Origin of the sequence: Streptococcus sanguinis, from assembly GCF_050234405.1 — a bacterium.
GTDB lineage: Bacteria > Bacillota > Bacilli > Lactobacillales > Streptococcaceae > Streptococcus > Streptococcus sanguinis_W.
In genome coordinates this window covers 1,171,832-1,189,025 of sequence record NZ_CP092117.1, presented here as the reverse complement: position 1 = coordinate 1,189,025, position 17,194 = coordinate 1,171,832, and the positions used below count along the sequence as shown (strand labels likewise).

At 42.2% G+C, this 17,194-nt stretch carries 19 protein-coding genes and 1 pseudogene; 5 read left to right on the top strand and 15 right to left on the bottom strand.

From position 1 onward, the window contains the following. Positions 1-117 precede the first annotated feature (117 nt). The 13 genes and pseudogenes from MFP28_RS06025 to MFP28_RS05965 form a co-directional block, all read right to left on the bottom strand. Positions 118-681 (bottom strand): sugar O-acetyltransferase, encoded by a 564-nt coding sequence (locus MFP28_RS06025; RefSeq protein WP_002906554.1) that lies wholly within the window; start codon positions 679-681, stop codon positions 118-120. Continuing rightward, positions 657-1,498, bottom strand: a pseudogene (locus MFP28_RS06020) (PRD domain-containing protein). The gene MFP28_RS06025 and the pseudogene MFP28_RS06020 overlap by 25 nt, the downstream one beginning before the upstream one ends. A gap of 17 nt (positions 1,499-1,515) precedes the next feature. After that, on the bottom strand, positions 1,516-2,280 hold the full coding sequence (locus tag MFP28_RS06015) for a ribonuclease HII (RefSeq protein WP_002906550.1): 765 nt from the start codon (positions 2,278-2,280) through the stop codon (positions 1,516-1,518). After that, positions 2,267-3,118 (bottom strand): ribosome biogenesis GTPase YlqF, encoded by an 852-nt coding sequence (ylqF, locus tag MFP28_RS06010; protein WP_002906548.1) that lies wholly within the window; start codon positions 3,116-3,118, stop codon positions 2,267-2,269. Before ylqF ends, MFP28_RS06015 begins: the two co-directional genes overlap by 14 nt. A 142-nt stretch (positions 3,119-3,260) precedes the next feature. Further along, complete coding sequence (locus MFP28_RS06005) at positions 3,261-3,599, bottom strand: ATP cone domain-containing protein (protein WP_002895476.1); 339 nt, start codon at positions 3,597-3,599, stop codon at positions 3,261-3,263. 242 nt (positions 3,600-3,841) lie between these two features. Beyond that, positions 3,842-4,777, bottom strand: a complete 936-nt coding sequence (gene dapA, locus MFP28_RS06000; protein ID WP_002902934.1) for a 4-hydroxy-tetrahydrodipicolinate synthase — start codon at positions 4,775-4,777, stop codon at positions 3,842-3,844. Positions 4,778-4,856: 79 nt separating this feature from the next. Further along, a complete protein-coding gene (locus tag MFP28_RS05995) occupies positions 4,857-5,933 on the bottom strand; it encodes an aspartate-semialdehyde dehydrogenase (protein ID WP_002906543.1) in 1,077 nt (358 codons plus the stop codon). 189 nt (positions 5,934-6,122) lie between these two features. Beyond that, on the bottom strand, positions 6,123-6,248 hold the full coding sequence (locus tag MFP28_RS05990) for a hypothetical protein (RefSeq protein WP_002906541.1): 126 nt from the start codon (positions 6,246-6,248) through the stop codon (positions 6,123-6,125). A gap of 183 nt (positions 6,249-6,431) precedes the next feature. Beyond that, positions 6,432-6,956 carry a GNAT family N-acetyltransferase gene (locus MFP28_RS05985; RefSeq protein ID WP_002906540.1) on the bottom strand — a complete coding sequence of 175 codons (525 nt, stop codon included), beginning with the start codon at positions 6,954-6,956 and terminating at the stop codon, positions 6,432-6,434. After that, positions 6,953-7,606, bottom strand: a complete 654-nt coding sequence (locus MFP28_RS05980; RefSeq protein WP_002906538.1) for a DNA alkylation repair protein — start codon at positions 7,604-7,606, stop codon at positions 6,953-6,955. The genes MFP28_RS05985 and MFP28_RS05980 overlap by 4 nt, the downstream gene beginning before the upstream one ends. Positions 7,607-7,609: 3 nt before the next feature. Then, the gene (locus MFP28_RS05975; protein WP_002906536.1) at positions 7,610-8,221 is read right to left on the bottom strand and encodes a DUF5052 family protein; all 612 of its coding nucleotides are present in this window, start codon (positions 8,219-8,221) and stop codon (positions 7,610-7,612) included. Then, positions 8,218-8,751, bottom strand: coding sequence for a GNAT family N-acetyltransferase (locus MFP28_RS05970; RefSeq protein ID WP_221621015.1), 534 nt, complete (start codon positions 8,749-8,751; stop codon positions 8,218-8,220). The genes MFP28_RS05975 and MFP28_RS05970 overlap by 4 nt, the downstream gene beginning before the upstream one ends. A 76-nt stretch (positions 8,752-8,827) precedes the next feature. Further along, a complete protein-coding gene (locus MFP28_RS05965; protein ID WP_002906534.1) occupies positions 8,828-10,498 on the bottom strand; it encodes a formate--tetrahydrofolate ligase in 1,671 nt (556 codons plus the stop codon). A gap of 214 nt (positions 10,499-10,712) precedes the next feature. On the opposite strand from MFP28_RS05965, the gene MFP28_RS05960 reads away from it, so the two are divergent. The 5 genes from MFP28_RS05960 to MFP28_RS05940 all read left to right on the top strand — a co-directional run bounded on the left by MFP28_RS05960 (position 10,713) and on the right by MFP28_RS05940 (position 14,934). Beyond that, entirely contained in the window at positions 10,713-11,396 is a 684-nt protein-coding gene (locus tag MFP28_RS05960; protein ID WP_002906533.1) for a phosphopantothenate--cysteine ligase, read from the top strand. Between the two features lie 11 nt (positions 11,397-11,407). Then, positions 11,408-11,959, top strand: coding sequence for a phosphopantothenoylcysteine decarboxylase (gene coaC / locus MFP28_RS05955; protein WP_002906532.1), 552 nt, complete (start codon positions 11,408-11,410; stop codon positions 11,957-11,959). Then, complete coding sequence (locus MFP28_RS05950) at positions 11,943-12,506, top strand: ECF transporter S component (RefSeq protein WP_002906531.1); 564 nt, start codon at positions 11,943-11,945, stop codon at positions 12,504-12,506. The genes coaC and MFP28_RS05950 overlap by 17 nt, the downstream gene beginning before the upstream one ends. A 237-nt stretch (positions 12,507-12,743) precedes the next feature. Next, positions 12,744-14,462, top strand: coding sequence for a phospho-sugar mutase (locus tag MFP28_RS05945; protein WP_002906530.1), 1,719 nt, complete (start codon positions 12,744-12,746; stop codon positions 14,460-14,462). 124 nt (positions 14,463-14,586) lie between these two features. Continuing rightward, complete coding sequence (locus tag MFP28_RS05940; RefSeq protein WP_002906528.1) at positions 14,587-14,934, top strand: thiol reductase thioredoxin; 348 nt, start codon at positions 14,587-14,589, stop codon at positions 14,932-14,934. Between the two features lie 42 nt (positions 14,935-14,976). On the opposite strand, the gene mutY is transcribed toward MFP28_RS05940, so the two are convergent. Further along, on the bottom strand, positions 14,977-16,137 hold the full coding sequence (gene mutY, locus MFP28_RS05935; protein WP_002906527.1) for an A/G-specific adenine glycosylase: 1,161 nt from the start codon (positions 16,135-16,137) through the stop codon (positions 14,977-14,979). A 65-nt stretch (positions 16,138-16,202) separates the two neighbouring features. Then, positions 16,203-17,180 (bottom strand): phosphate acetyltransferase, encoded by a 978-nt coding sequence (pta, locus tag MFP28_RS05930; protein WP_002900314.1) that lies wholly within the window; start codon positions 17,178-17,180, stop codon positions 16,203-16,205. Positions 17,181-17,194: the final 14 nt, after the last annotated feature.

The following is a 17,194-nucleotide window of genomic DNA, read 5'->3' as shown; positions in this document are numbered from 1 at the left end:
TTCTTATTCGTAAAAAAGTTCAAAAAAAGAACTGCAATACAGTTCCTTCTTTACGATTCTATTAAATTTGATGTTGTCAATAGCTGGTTTCTATGCCTATCGCCTTTAACACATCTTTTATTCTTTATGAACAGGGATTTCCTTAATAATCTTAGCAGGATTGCCAGCCAAGACTACATTATCACCAAAAGACTTGGTCACAACCGCTCCTGCTCCGACTACCACATTATCTCCTAGTGTCACGCCTGGCAGAATTGTCACACCTCCGCCAGCCCAAAAGTTATTACCAATAGTGATTGGGGCTCCGTACTCAATTCCGGAATTTCTTTCCACTGGATCAAGCGGATGAAGAGGTGTCAGAAACTGGCAATTTGGACCGAGCATAGCATTGTCTCCGATGCGAATAGGGCAAACGTCCAGCATAGTTAGGTTCCAGTTAGAACAAAAATTTTCTCCTAAATGAATGTTAATTCCGTAGTCGCAAACCAAATCTGGCTTCATAGCAAGATTCTCCCCTGTACTGCCAAACCATTCTTTGATAATAGCACTTCTCTTGTCGCTGTCTTGCTCTTTGTTAAAACGATATTGAAATTCTTTGGATCGGGCTCTAATTTTTCTTAAATCTTCGTCTTGTGGTCGGTAAATCTCTCCAGCAATCATTTTTTCGTATTCGCTTTGCATGTCATCCTCCTTTTCATGCGTGACAAATGGATGGTCAGGTAAAGTTGTTCATCCTCTGATATTTGGTAATTTCTGGTTTGCTTTAAAAATTCAGCAATCTTCCTAGTGGTTTCATAGGCCAAGGGATACTTACATTTAAGTAAGTCAAACATCTCATTGTCCTCTAGGTCACGGTGGCCTCTATCAGTCAGGACTCGCTCACAGAAAAATTTTAGATGGGTCATGAAGCGCTCGAGGTAGATGTCTTCCTCGTCTAAAGAAATTTCCAAACTGTACTTGACAATGGTCATGATTTCCTCCATCATCATAGTCAAATCACGCGCAGCACCGTCGCCATTTTCCAGCTCTGCATTGACCAAGGTCAGCGCCATAATGCTGCTTCATCATCTGGAAGTTCCTTGCTGACATATGCGCTCAAAAGCTGTTTTGCAAACTGACCAACCTCAAACTCGATAGGAAAAAAGCGTTTAATATCCCATATGAGGAAATTCTTGAGATAAATACCATCTTCCAAGCGCAGCAAGACTCCGTGGATATGATCTGCCATCGCCAGAAAAGCACTGTCTTTGAGCTTCTTCTGCAGTTTCTCCTTTGCGAAAGAAATAATCTTATCTGACATTTCCATGACCTCTGCTGGCAACTCCATCAGAAGCTGTCGTCTATTTTCTGACAAGACATACTTTTTCTCAATCAGCTCATCTGGAATCTCCTGGCCAACTTTTCGACCAAAGGCCAGTCCTCGTCCCATGAGAATAACTTCTTCTTGGTTTTCTTCAGAAATCACCACATTATTGTTTAAGATTTTACTGATAAGCATGCCTCACCTCTTCGTGCCTATTCATACATGGATTTTATTGGTTCAAATGTCTTGCGATGAATAGGAGTTACGCCGTTTCGTTCCAATCCTTGCAAATGACTTTTAGTCCCATAACCGGCATTTTGCGCAAAATCATAGCCAGGAAATTCCTTGTCGTAGTCTGTCATCAGCTTATCCCGAGTAACCTTCGCTACAATACTGGCCGCTGCAATAGACAGAGAGTTAGCATCACCTTTGATGATGGACTCTTGCGGAATCTCAACATCCAGTTTCATGGCATCAATCAGCAGATAATCCGGCTTGAGACTCAATTTAGACAAAGCCTCTTTCATAGCAAGCTTGGTCGCTTCGTAGATATTGACTTGATCAATAATCTCATTGTCCATCAGGCCAATACCGACTGCCAAGGCTTTATCCATGACTGCTTGATAGATTTCTTGGTGCTTTTTCTTAGGAATCTTCTTACTGTCGTTGAGCCCCTTAATTTTACATCCTGGAGGTAAGATTACAGCTGCAGCGACAACTGGTCCAGCTAGAGGACCACGACCGACCTCATCAATCCCAGCGATCGCCCGATAGCCGGCTTGATAAAGCTCTTTTTCATACCGTAACATCTGCTCCAGACGCAAATCCTCGTCTAGCTCCGCCTGAATGGCTCTTTTACGCTTTTCAATCGCCTTTTGAACTCCGCTCCGCTGGTCATTAGCTGCTTCGGCCAGAAAAGGATCAGTCAAATCTGTCACTAACTCTAAACGTTGCTGGATTTCTTTAATCGTTGCCATCTAGTTCTCCAACCGTATCCAAACAATAACGACCTAACTTGCCATCGCGGACATCTTTGACAAAAATGCTGTAAAAACGATCGTAGTCATCGCGGAAGCCGAGTTTCTGGGTCATATCCATAATCATATCTGGCGCTTCCTGACTTAGATCCAGCTGCTTGAAGCGTGATGTCAGCTCCTCAGGATAGTGCTCCTTGAAATAATCGAGGCCAAAAATCGTCACCTCATCCATCGGTAGCAGATTATCCTTAATAGCTCCAGTCAGGGCAAGCTTGAGAGCAACCGTCTCATCTTCAAACTTAGGCCAGAGAATCCCTGGTGTATCTAAGATTTCCAAGTCTTTATTTGACTTGAGCCATTGCTGCCCCTTGGTCACACCAGGCTTATTACCTACAACAGCAATTTTCTTGCCTGCCAAGCGATTCATGAGGGTTGATTTTCCGGCATTGGGAATACCGATTATCATGGTGCGCAGGGTTTCGATGCGAATTCCTCTCTCCTTCTGACGCGCCAGTTTATCAGACATAAGTTTCTTAGCTGCATCCGTTACTTTTTTAACAGCAGATTGCTCTTTGGAATTAATAGATAAGGTCGGAATCCCTTGGCTTTCAAAATAGCTCTGCCATTCTTTAATACGAACAGGGTCAGCCAAATCAGCTTTGTTTAAAATCAAAAGCTTGGGTTTATCACCCACAATCTTAGTCAGCATAGGATTTTGACTGGATAAAGGAAGCCTGGCATCAACCAGTATCGTCACAAAATCAACAAACTTAATATTTTCCTGTACCTGTCTCCGTGCCTTGGACATATGCCCCGGAAACCATTGAATCGTTGCCATAATTTATCCTTTCAACGAATATCATTAATGAAATTTTATATCCTTAACTATTTTAACATATTTCTAGAATTTAAGCGGATGAATGCTAAAGTGATCTTCTCTACCTCAAGAGTAAAAAAAGCCCTATTGGGCCTTTTTAACTTTATCTTACTTGTTCAAAATGCAGATGCACAGCGATATGATCTCCATAGCCGTTGCGCTCTAAATCGCGCTGCAAGCGATAGGAAATATAATGCTCTGCAATGGTAATATAACCTGCACCCAAGAGACGGCTTTCAACCATGGACTGAATCATGCTGATTGTCGCACGCTCAACCTTAGCTTCTTCCAAATCCAGAACCACTTTCTTTGTAACTTGCGCTAAATTCTGACGCAAATCATCTGTCAACACATAGACAGTCTGAGCTGCCTTTAAAACTGCTTGATAAATTTTATCTGGGTCAAATTCTACAACCTCACCGCTCCGTTTAATAACTTGCATAAAAAACTCCTTTTATAATATATATTTCTAATCTGATGTATGTCTCTAACATGACTGCTGCCAATCTAGTTATCTATAGTCTGCTCAAAAAGAAATTCCAAAGCTAGACCATACTTTTACATTATATAATTTTTTCCAATATTTTTCAAAGGATGCTTCCATTTTTTTAGCCTTAAAAGACCATATGAAAAAGGACCGCTCTGGGCAATCCTTTCTAGAAATATTTTTTTCAATCTTATCAATCAATAATCCGGTCTCAGGACACCTTTAACCGTCTCTTTGGTTGCTTGGTAGTCGCCATCAACCACGACCTTGATAATACGTTTGGCATCTTCTTCAGGCGCAGGCACAAGCGGTAAGCGGGTTGGACCAGCTGCAAATCCTAAGTAATTAAGGACTGCCTTGACAGGGGCAGGGCTTGGGTAAGAGAAAAGAGCATTGACTTTAGGGATGAATTTCCGTTGGATAGCTGCTGCTTTTTTGATGTCATTGTGCTCAATAGCATCCAGCATTTCAAACATTTCATCACCATTTGTGTGAGAAGCAACTGAAATAACTCCATCAGCTCCCAGATTCATAGCATGAAAGGCATCACCATCCTCACCGGTATAAATCAGAAACTCCTCTGGACGATGCTCAATCAGATAGGCCATATTCGCTAGACTGGTACATTCTTTAACGCCGATAATATTTGGATGTTCTGCCAACCTTAGCATAGTCTCAGGTGTCATCTCAACTACTACCCGTCCAGGTATATTGTAGATAATGATAGGCAGGTTTGAAGCATCCGCAATGGCTTTAAAGTGCTGATACATGCCTTCTTGAGAAGGTTTATTGTAATAGGGTACGATGGCCAAACCAGCCGCAAAACCACCGAATTCATCTACTTCTTTGACGAATTCGATAGAGTCGCGCGTTTCATTGGTACCAACACCCGCAATCAAAGGGACACGCCCCTTGACAACTTTTTGAACTGCCGCAAATAATTCCAACTCTTCATCGTGAGTTAGAGTTGGACTTTCAGCAGTTGTTCCAGCTAACAAAATCCCATCTGTATGATGCGCCAAAAGGTGCTCAATCAAGTCTGGGATAGCTTCAAAATTGATGGAACCATCTTCATGAAAAGGAGTAATAAAAGCTGTGATGATTTTACAGTTTTTCAGATCCGCATATGCCATAAACTTACCTCTCTTTATACGAAAAGAGGGTTGAAAGAACGATTATTCAACCCTGTGCTGTCAAGTTTCCTTGGTCACTTTATTTTAATTCAAAAACAATTTCTGCTGTCGGACGAACTAAACCACGCTCATGCAGTGTCTCTGCAATTTGGACAGAATTCCAAGCTGCGCCTTTAAGAAGATTGTCTGAAACAACCCACATATGGATTCCTTTTTCTGCATCAAGATCTTTACGAATCCGGCCAACAAAGGTTTCTTTCTTACCAACCGCATTGATTGCTTGTGGATAAACCTGATGAGCTACATCATCTTCCAGAACAGCACCTGGGAAAGCTGCGATTGCTGATTTTACCTGAACAATAGGTGCAACTTCCTTAGTCTCGATGTAGACAGACTCTGAGTGAGCAGACAAGATAGGAAGACGGACACAAGTCGCAGAAACAGCAATAGAATCATCTTCCATGATTTTCTTAGTTTCCTTAGTCATCTTCATCTCTTCGTAAGTATAGTCGTTATCTGTGAAGACATCAATCTGAGGTAAGGCATTAAAGGCAATAGGGTAATTTTTTTTATCGCCGCCGCATGGCAGGATATTGGCTTCCGCATCCTTAGGATTTACACCATCATTGAGAACAGAGCGTAATTGTGCTTGGGTTTCAAGAATGGCTCCCATGCCTGCACCAGAAACCGCTTGATAGGTAGACACAATGATGCGCTCCAGACCCCATTTTTGACGAACAGGCTCTAAAGCTACCATCATCTGAATTGTCGAGCAGTTAGGGCAAGCGATAATTCCCTTGTGCTGATCTAAGGCATGGGCGTTGACTTCTGGAACAACTAGAGGAACATCGGGATTTTGACGGAAATAAGAGGTGTTATCGACCACTACCGCTCCAGCTTTGACTGCGTAAGGAGCGAATTTTGCCGAAGTAGAACCACCAGCTGAGAAGAGAGCAATATCTACACCTTCAAAAGCCGTTTCAGTTGTCTCTTCGATAGTAATATCTTGTCCCTTGAACTGGAGAACTTTACCAGCTGAACGAGCAGACGCCAGATAGCGTATTTTATCAATTGGAAGGCTAGATTCTTCCAGCATTTTAATCATTTGAGATCCAACGGCACCAGTGGCACCTACTACAGCAACTGTATATCCCATGCGATAACCTCTCTGAATTTTCAAAAAATTTTTATTGTTAGTATTATACTATTTTTAGGGAAAAATGCAAATATTTCTGAAGAATATAAGTGCGATATTTTGATAAAACACACTAACACTCATGCCTCTCTATGAGAACTTTCAAGGTTTACAGTTTTTGTTCTCACGAACAAAACTGTATCCACTGCTCTATGACTCAACTTCCTCCTGCGGACTCATTTCATCAAGAGCAATAGCACTCACGATGCCAATCGTCTCAGTATCAATGTCTCTAAGCCCAGCTGCGACTAATGGTCTTGCCACTCTAAGAGACATAGAAAAATCCCCAATCCGTAGACTGGGGATAAGGGCACTTTTGTGTGATCAGCAGGTTCACACAACTGATCAAGGTCCGCTCCTGCGTTATGACCTCCCATGCTTCAATTTGCAGAAAATCTGCATATCGACTCATCGCACGAAATATAGTTTACCTTATCTTTTCCCGTTTTGTCAAGGTATTTAATCTAAAATATAAATAAAAACTTGTCTATCCTTCCATTCCTGACCTTCTTTTTGGAATTTTTTTCGTACTCCTTCAAGATAGAAATCAGCTTGCTCCAGTAATTTTTGCGAAGGGATGTTCTGTAGATCAACATGTGCTTCTAAACGATGAAATCCTAGTTCAAGACTAACTTTCTTGAGTTCTTCTAACATAGCTCTGGCGTAGCCCTGACGCCAAAATTGATTATGTATCGTATAACCTATTTCCGCCCATTGGAAATCGTCTCTAGCTAGCACAAATAAATTAACCATACCTACATGTTTTCCGCTTTTTGCATCGTGAATTCCCCAAATATACTGCTGGTCTTTCTCTCGAAAATCGCGGTGCTTTGCCACCAAATCCGCAAACCAACTTTCTGTACAAATTGTCATATCTAAAAGCCCGTCATCAAATGATGATTGGGATGGTAGTCTATTTGAAAATCCTTCCAGCCAAACTGAGTAATCCTTCTCTTCCAGATATTTTAAATAAATATGTTTCATAAATACTTACTTCCCTCTCGAATACTAAGCGCTGCCATTTCTGTCTGATGCCGCTCGATAGAATCTCTGACCCAGTCTGGATTGGTTTTTGAATAATCTCTCAGCGCCCAGCCGATGGCCTTGTTAATAAAGAATTCTGTTCGGCCTAGATTATTCACTAAAATCTTCTCCAAGAGCTCTGTGTCTGTTTTCTCTTTTCGTAGCAGCTGATAATCGATGGCCAAGCGCCGTAACCAAATATCCTCATCACAACTCCAAGCTACAATAATCTCTTTGGTTTCCGGAAATCGAGCAATGATTGATCCAACCAAGCGGTCCAAAAAGTCTATGGTATCCCACCAAGATTTTGTTTGGGCCAGCTTTTTCAAACGTGGCAAGTCAGATGGTGTCAATAGTTTCTTGCGAATCTCCAGATAATCTAGCGCAGTGTACTGCAGTTCTCGATAGGGATTTTTCCAAGCTTCATTTATAAAATTCCAGTCAATGACGGAGTCAGTATGTTGTTTGAAAAAAGCCTTTGTGAGTTTCCGCCTGGCCGGAGTCTTGACTCCTAGAAACTCAAATTTATTTTTCATATAGGCTTTCATAGCCACCACATCATCTGGGTTAGCTACAGCTTTTAACTCTTTAACCAATTCCTCTATATCCATAGTTTACTCCAGCAATTCACGGTCATAAATAGTGTAGTCACAGCGGTAAATCACGAGGCGCTTGCCGTCAATCAGCAACTCAGAGGTTTTAGGAGCATCGGATTTATCTAGAGAAACACGATCGCCAGCATAGGCAGCCAACGGAGTGCCGTTTTGAGAGCGAATCAGAACAACCTTTTTCTTTCCGGTAAAGTCGTTTTTAAAGGCTGAAATCATGCGATTTAAAACAGGGACAGAATGGCTATTCTCCTCAACATCTGCAGTCTTTTGATATTGAGCAAAGACATCTTTCAAGCCTTTTTCTTCTGCAATCAAGGAAGAGCCCACATGGTCAATCTCATACTTACCCAAGGTTATTTTGAGCACAGAAGAATCTTCCTTGGAATTTCCTTCCGCATCAACTGAATCAAACTCCTCGTTACGCGAGATGGATAGTGACTTGCCCGACATCTGGTCAATAAGCTGAGAATTTTCATCATAGGTGCGAACCGTCATCTCCAACCCCAACCATTCCTCCTTGGCATTTTTGAACCAATTTTCAACGGCCTGACAGCCGCTCAAAGTCAAAAGGGCAATGCTTAGAAGAGTTATTAATAAATGTTTCTTTTTCATCATTTCCACTCCATTTCTTTTAAAAGTTTGATGGGGCCAGCTTGCTTGTCCAAGGACTTTTGCAGCCAAACAATGTCATGCCAACGCTCGAATTTATAGCCGATTTTAGGGAAATGCGCTACTTGCTGGTAGCCTCTTTTTTGATGCAAAGCCAGGCTGGCTTCGTTAGGCAGAGAAATACAGGCTAGAAAATGCATATATCCCATCTGATCTAACAGGTCTTCAAGCTCATCATAAAGCCTGCTGCCGACTCCCTTTCCTCGAGCATCTTGACTGACATAGACGGACAATTCCGCAGCCCAATCATAGGCTGCACGCGCATAATAAGTCGAAGCATAGGCATAGCCTAAAATTAAACCATCTTCTTCCGCTACCAGATAAGGATATTTTTCCAACGTTTTCTCAATCCTAGTTGCAAAATCCTCGATGGTCGGGACTTCATACTCAAAAGTGATGGCTGTATTCTCTACAAAAGGCGCGTAAATATCAAGCAAGGTCGCAGCATCTGATGGTCTTGCAAATCTAATGTTCATGTTGTCTCCATATTCTATTCTCATTATTTTCACTATTATACCAAAAAAGACTCGTAAAGAGCCTTTTAAACCAAGATCAAAATAGACCAATCACTGTGCCGTCTGCTGCAACATCCATATTAAGTGCTGCAGGACGTTTTGGCAATCCTGGCATGGTCATGACATCTCCTGTCAAAGCCACGATAAAGCCTGCTCCAAGTTTTGGTACCAGTTCACGAATGGTAATTTCAAAGTTTTCTGGCGCCCCCAGAGCAGCAGGATTGTCAGAGAAGCTATACTGTGTTTTGGCCATACAGATTGGTAGCTTGTCCCAGCCGTTTTTGACAATTCCCCGAATCTGCGTCTGCGCTTTTTTCTCAAAATTCACCTTCGAACCACGATAGATTTCTTTGACAATTTTTTCGATTTTTTCTTCAATAGAGAGATCATTATCATAGAGGCGAGTGTAATGAGCAGGTTCTTCATTAATGGTTTTGACTACAGTCTCAGCCAGAGACATACCGCCTTCAGCGCCATCAGCCCAAACACTGGCTAGCTCAACTGGCACATTGATTTCTGCACAGAGTTCCTTAAGAGTAGCAATTTCAGCTTCTGTATCAGTAACAAATTCATTAATAGCAACAACTGCTGGAATACCGAACTTACGGATATTTTCAACGTGGCGTTTAAGATTAGCAAAACCTGCACGAACTGCTTCTACATTTTCTTCTGTCAGTGCATCTTTCGCAACGCCGCCATTCATCTTAAGTGCACGAAGGGTTGCAACAATGACTACTGCATCTGGAGAGGTTGGCAAGTTTGGCGTCTTAATGTCCAAGAATTTTTCAGCACCAAGGTCCGCACCAAACCCTGCCTCAGTCACTGTATAATCAGCCAAGCGCAGCGCTGTGCTAGTCGCCAAAACAGAGTTACAGCCGTGGGCGATATTAGCAAACGGTCCACCATGAACAAAGGCTGGTGTCCCGTAAATAGTCTGAACTAGATTTGGCTTAATCGCATCTTTCAATACCAAAGCCAAGGCACCTTCGACTTCAAGATCACGGACATAGACTGGTGTACGGTCATATCGATAGCCAATAACAATGTTAGCCAAGCGCCTTTTCAAATCTTCAATATCCGTAGCTAGGCAAAGAATTGCCATAATTTCAGAAGCGACTGTGATATCAAAACCATCTTCGCGCGGAATACCGTTAACTGGACTTCCTAAGCCAACAGTCACATGACGAAGAGCCCGATCATTCAGGTCAACTACCCGCTTCCAGATAATGCGGCGCTGATCGATTCCCAGGGCATTTCCTTGATGTAAATGATTATCAATAAGAGCTGACAGGGCATTATTAGCAGTCGTAATGGCGTGCATATCACCAGTAAAATGCAAGTTGATATCTTCCATCGGTAGAACCTGCGCGTAACCGCCGCCAGCTGCTCCCCCTTTGATGCCCATAACTGGCCCCAGAGACGGTTCCCGGATAGCAATCATAGTTTTCTTGCCAATTTTATTGAGTGCATCAGCTAGTCCAATGGTAATGGTAGACTTACCTTCTCCAGCTGGTGTCGGATTGATTGCCGTTACCAAAATCAGTTTGCCAACAGGATTTTTTTCAACCTCACGAATCTTATCAAAGCTGAGCTTGGCCTTATACTTACCATATAGTTCCAAGTCATCATAGTCGATGCCGACTTTTTTCACCACATCAACAATAGGCTGCAATTCAACACTTTGAGCAATTTCAATATCTGTTTTCATCAAGAACTCCTCTATACAACTAATATAAAGATTATAACAAAAAAGAGCAAAATCTACATGATTAAGCTTTAAATAGATTTTAATGTTCGGGAAAAAGGAAAGTTAGGAAATTCCCGTCCTCTGAAATATAAGATTTTAGAGAATTATTTTCCGCTGTGACACTCTGCAATTAGAATTATTTTACTAAATTTCTTTTTTCTTGTAAAATAGTGCTATGAACATATTGATTACTTCTGGCGGGACCAGCGAGAAAATCGACCGTGTCCGCTCTATTACCAATCATTCAACAGGCCGGCTTGGGAAAATCATAGCTGAAACTTTCCTAGACAAGGGCGATCAGGTGACTCTGGTGACGACTTCCAAGGCTGTTCGATCAGCAGCTCATCCCAATCTTACCATTGTACAGATTGAAAATGTTGCAGAACTGCTTGAAACCCTAGAACCGCTCGTTCACACACATGATGTACTGATTCATGCAATGGCTGTCTCAGACTACACCCCCGTCTACATGACTGGTTTGGAAGCTGTAGCAGCTAGCCATGACATGACTGAATTTCTGAATAAGACTAACTCAGAAAGTAAGATTTCTTCTCAGGATGATGTTCAAGTTCTTTTTCTCAAAAAGACACCAAAAATCATCAGTTTAGTAAAAAAATGGAATTCAGCCATTCGCTTGATTGGATTCAAACTCTTGGTCAATGTTACTAAGGAAGAGTTACTCAAGACCGCACGAGACAGTCTCATAAAAAATCAAGCAGAAATTATCGTCGCCAATGATTTGACAGAGATTTCTAACCATGGGCACAGAGCCTATCTCGTCGGAAAAGATACTGTAACTCAAGCTCAATCCAAAGAAGAAATTGCTCAGCTCCTCTGCCTGCATATACACAATACATAAGGAGGATTAAGATGACTCAGATTACCTTAGCTGTCAGCGGAAGTATATCAGCCTATAAGGCTGCTGACATCACTAGCCGTCTAAAGAAAGAGAACTTTGAAGTAGCTGTCCTCATGACCAATGCTGCGACAGAATTTATCACACCGCTGACCCTGCAAGTCTTGTCACAACGGCCAGTTTCAATTGATATTATGCAAGAACCTGACCCTAGCAAGGTCAATCACATTGACATCGCTAAAGAGTCTGACCTCTTTTTGCTAACGCCAGCTACAGCCAATACCATCGCTAAATTAGCCAACGGCTTAGCCGATAATATGGTAACAGCTACTGCCTTGGCTCTGCCGCCTCATACCAAGAAAGTTTTGGCTCCAGCTATGAACACCAAGATGTATGAAAATCCACTAACTCAGGAGAATCTAGAACGTCTTCAGCGTTTTGGATGGAAAATTATTCAGCCACGTGAAGCAGTGCTAGCCTGTGGCGATCAGGGGACAGGTGCTCTAGCTGAAATTGATACGATTATTGATACAGTAAAGGAACTTATTTATGAAAAAACAGTCTAAAATTGCTCAAATTGCTATTTTCTTTGCCATCATGTTGGTACTGCACCTGCTCAGCTCGGTTATTTTCAACTTACTTCCAGTACCGATTAAACCGACGATTATTCACATCCCAGTGATTATCGCCAGTATCCTCTATGGCCCTAAAGTCGGAGCTGTTCTAGGCGGGCTCATGGGATGTATCAGCGTTGTTACCAATACCTTGGTTTTATTACCAACCAGCTATCTCTTTAGCCCTTTTGTGCCAAACGGAAGCTTTTCTTCGCTTCTTGTTGCCATGGTGCCTCGAATTCTCATTGGTATCACTCCTTATTTCGTATACAAAGCAATGAAAAATAAGGTCGGCTTGATTGTAGCAGGTTCCGTCGGTTCTGCCACCAATACCATTTTTGTCTTGGGCGGTATCTTCTTTCTCTTTGCAAATGTATACCAAGGTGATATCAAAGCACTTCTGGCTGTGATTCTATCAGCAAATTCCATTGCCGAGTTAATCATTTCTGCGGTTTTGACAGCAACTATCATTCCTGCGCTTGAAAAAGCGCAAAAATGATGATGATTTAGTTTTCTGGACCAAGCAATGCTTTGGTCTTTTTTAATCCAGCATTTCCGCTATACCATTCTGAAATTCTTGAAACAATACCTTGAAAAGTATTTCATCGTTTTCTAGGTAACCTCTTTCAAAATTAATGAAAATGTGCTACAATGTAAGCGATTAAGAAAATTTAAGAGCAGGATTTTTTACTAAAATTTCCATCTCTTCATTTCAAAAATAAAGGAGACTCCACCTATGACTTATCAAGATAACTTCAAAAAATGGCTTGATTATGCTGAACTTCCTGACTATCTTCGTGAAGACTTGAATAGTATGGACGAAAAAACTAAGGAAGATGCCTTTTACACCAATCTTGAGTTTGGTACTGCTGGTATGCGTGGTCTGATTGGCGCTGGTACCAATCGTATTAATATTTATGTTGTCCGTCAGGCAACCGAAGGTTTGGCTCGCTTGATTGAAGAAAAAGGTGATGAGTTCAAAAAACGCGGTGTCGCGATTGCTTACGACTCCCGTCATTTCTCACCAGAATTTGCCTTTGAATCTGCTGCTGTTTTAGCAAAACACGGCATCAAGTCCTATGTCTTTGAAAGTCTGCGCCCAACTCCAGAACTTTCATTTGCGGTACGTCATTTAGGAACTTTTGCTGGTATCATGATTACGGCCAGCCACAACCCTGCTCCATTTAACGGCTACAAGGTATATGGTGAAGACGGCGGACAAATGCCTCCGCATGATGCAGATGCATTGACTGACTACATCCGTGCGATTGAAAATCCTTTTGCTATTGAGGTCGCTGATGTTGAAGCTGAAAAAGCTTCTGGCTTGATTGAAGTGATTGGCGATGCTATTGATGCTGAATACCTCAAGGAAGTTAAAGATGTCAATATCAACCAAAAACTGATTGATGAATACGGCAAAGACATGAAGATTGTCTATACTCCGTTGCACGGTACTGGTGAAATGCTGGCTCGTCGCGCTTTGGCTCAAGCTGGATTTGATTCTGTAGAAGTTGTTGAAGCTCAAGCTGTAGCTGATCCTGACTTCTCTACTGTTAAGTCTCCAAACCCTGAAAGCCAAGCAGCCTTTGCCTTGGCTGAAGAATTAGGACGTAAAGTTGGTGCAGATGTCTTGGTCGCAACTGACCCAGATGCTGACCGTGTCGGTGTAGAAGTTCTGCAAAAAGACGGCAGCTATCTCAATCTTTCAGGTAACCAAATCGGAGCCATCATGGCTAAGTACATCTTGGAAGCTCATAAGAGCGCTGGAACTCTGCCAGCTAACGCAGCTCTCTGCAAGTCTATCGTTTCCACTGACTTGGTGACTAAGATTGCTGAAAGCTATGGCGCAACCATGTTCAATGTCTTGACTGGTTTCAAATTTATCGCTGAAAAGATTCAAGAATTCGAAGAAAAGCACAACCACACCTACATGATGGGATTTGAAGAAAGCTTCGGCTATCTGATTAAGCCATTTGTACGTGATAAAGATGCTATCCAAGCTGTTTTGGTTGTGGCTGAGCTTGCTGCCTACTACCGTTCACGCGGCTTGACTCTGGCTGACGGTATTGAAGAAATCTACAAAGAGTATGGTTACTTTGCTGAAAAGACTATTTCTGTAACCCTGTCTGGTGTTGATGGAGCTGAGCAAATCAAGTCTATCATGGCTAAGTTCCGTGACAATGGTCCGAAAGATTTCAACGCTACTGCTATTTCTGTCACAGAAGACTTTAAGGCTCAGACTTCTACCGCTATAGATGGTACAGTTACAGCTCTGACAACTCCTCCAAGCGATGTGCTGAAATACACCTTGGCTGACGGTTCATGGATTGCCGTTCGCCCATCCGGAACAGAACCAAAAATCAAGTTCTACATTGCCGTTGTCGGTGACAGCAATGAAGACGCTCAAGCAAAAATTGCTGCTATTGAAGCAGAGATTAATGCTTTTATCAAGTAAAATAACACTATCAACCAATCAACCAGAGAATGAATTTCACATTCTCTGGTTTTTCGTTTCCAAATCAAGCATTTTTCTGTTTTTTATGGCATACTAGTTTTATCAAAAGAAATGAGGATTATTTATGGAACAATTTGCTCAAAATATTAAAGACCTTGAAGTCACAACTGTTGACCGCGCTCGTCAAGCGATTGCTGACAAAGAGACAGCAACTTTCTTCGTTGGTCGCAAAACTTGCCCTTACTGCCGTAAATTCGCTGCTACTCTTGCTGGCGTTGTCGCTGATACCAAGGCGCATATTTTCTTTATCAATAGCGAAGAAGCTAGCGAATTAGAGAAATTGCAAGCCTTCCGCTCTGAATACAGCATTCCGACGGTTCCTGGTTTTGTTCATGTTCAAGACGGCCAAGTCTCTGTTCGTTGTGATTCTTCTATGACTGCAGATGAAATTAAAGCTTTTGCAAACTTGTAAAATTGATTCAAAAAAATCTGAGACCAATTAGTCTCAGATTTTTTATTTATTTCTAGCTTCCTGAAAAGCCTCCCACATCTTCTGCTGGGGTTTGGCAAAGGGGTAATTGCCAAAATCTTCTGGATGAAGCCACAAGACCTCTCCATCAGCTGCGTGTTGGCTATCTTTGACTCGTCCATAAGCTAGCTGAATATGCCACTTACGATGACTGAAAACATGCTGTACTTTTGAAAAGGACTGCTGCTGCCAATCAACAATCAGATCATAATCCTGCTCAAAACTTTCTTGAGGAGACAAGTCCAGACTTGACTGATTTTCTGCCACCTCAAAGAGGGACATCTGATTTTCAGTTTGAAATTCCTCAATTTCAATCAAGGGAAAATGCCAAAAACCTGATAACAAGCCAGCAGCCTCATTCTTTTCAAGCAAGAATTCTCCCTGTTCATTTTCAATAATCAAGCCCTGCAGATAGACCGGAACCGGCTTCTTTTTAGGGGCTTTAATTGGATATTTATCCATAGTTCCGTGCAAATAGGCCGCGCTGAACTCTTTTACAGGACTGTCTTCTGGATGAGGATTAACAGGAGCTTCGATATCTGACCCCAGATCCATCAGTGCTTGATTGAAATCTCCGGGTCTATCTGGATCAATCAGAATCTCCATCATAGCCTGAAATACCTTCCGATTGCTAGGTTGGCCAATATCTAAATCAACTTCAAATAATCGACTCAGCACCCGCATGACATTGCCATCTACCGCAGGCTCAGCTAGTCCAAAGGCAATACTAGCAATAGCACCAGCAGTATAAGGTCCAATACCTTTGAGGCTAGCAATTCCTTCATAGCTATCAGGAAATTTTCCAGCGAAATCCGTCATTATCTGCTGGGCTGCTTTTTGCATATTTCGCACCCGCGAATAATAGCCCAACCCTTCCCAAGCCTTAAGCAGTCTATCTTCTGGCGCCTGTGCTAAGTCAGCTACTGTCGGAAACAAGTCAAGAAAACGTTCATAGTAAGGAATCACCGTATCCACCCGAGTCTGTTGCAGCATAATCTCAGAAACCCAGATATGATAAGGATTATTTGTTCGGCGCCAAGGGAGGTCACGTTTGTTTTTATCATACCAAGTCAATAATTTCTCACGAAAAGAGGCGATTTTATCTGCCCCCCACATCTCAATTCCATATTCTTTCAAATCTAACATAAATCTAGTATAGCATAAGGCAAGAAAAATAGGAGAGCTTATGCCCTCCAATTGTTTCCTATCGTTTAATAATGACCGACTGCCTGACTGGCTGTAATCAAAGTCAGTTTGTAAACATCATCCGCATTACATCCTCGAGAAAGGTCATTAACTGGATGGTTAAGACCCTGCAAGATAGGTCCTACCGCTGAAAAGCCACCTAAACGCTCTGCCATTTTGTAGCTGATATTCCCAGCCTCAATACTTGGGAAGACAAAGACAGTCGCTTGACCAGCCACAGGGCTGCCAGGTGCTTTCAGCTCTGCTGTTGCGGGAACAAAAGCTGCATCAAACTGCAATTCACCATCGATAGCCAAGTCTGGACGCATTTCCTGAGCCAGCTTAGTCGCTTCCACTACCTTATCAACCTTTTCACCGAATCCAGAGCCCTTGGTCGAATAGCTGAGCATGGCAACTTTGGGATCGATACCGAAAATTTGTGCTGTCAAAGCTGAGTTAACAGCAATCTCCGCCAAAACATTGGCATCTGGATCGATATTGATGGCACAGTCACTGAAAATGTAGCGTTCGTCATCACGCACCATGAGAAAGGCTCCTGAAGTACGAGACACCCAAGGCAGGGTCTTGATGATTTGAAGAGCCGGTCGAACAGTCGCTGCAGTGGAGTGAATCGCGCCAGATACCATCCCTTGAACCTTACCAAGATAAACCAACATAACACCAAAGTAGTTAACGTCTTCCTTTAGCAACTGACGTGCTTCATCTGCAGTGATTTTCCCTTTACGGCGTTCAACGAATGCTTCTACCAGTTCTTCAAAGCAAGAACAGTTTGAAGGATCAATAACCTGATATCCTTCTTTTACTCCCTCAATTTCCAGATAAATACGGATTTTATCAGGATTCCCCAAAAGAACTGGTGTAATATCGGTTTCTTTCACCAAGCGTTTAGTTGCTTGCAAAATCCGTGGCTCCTCACCCTCTGGCAAGACAATTTTTACTTCCTTATCTTTCAAGGCTTCACGAATTGAATCAAAAATTTTCATGTTTCTTAAAACTC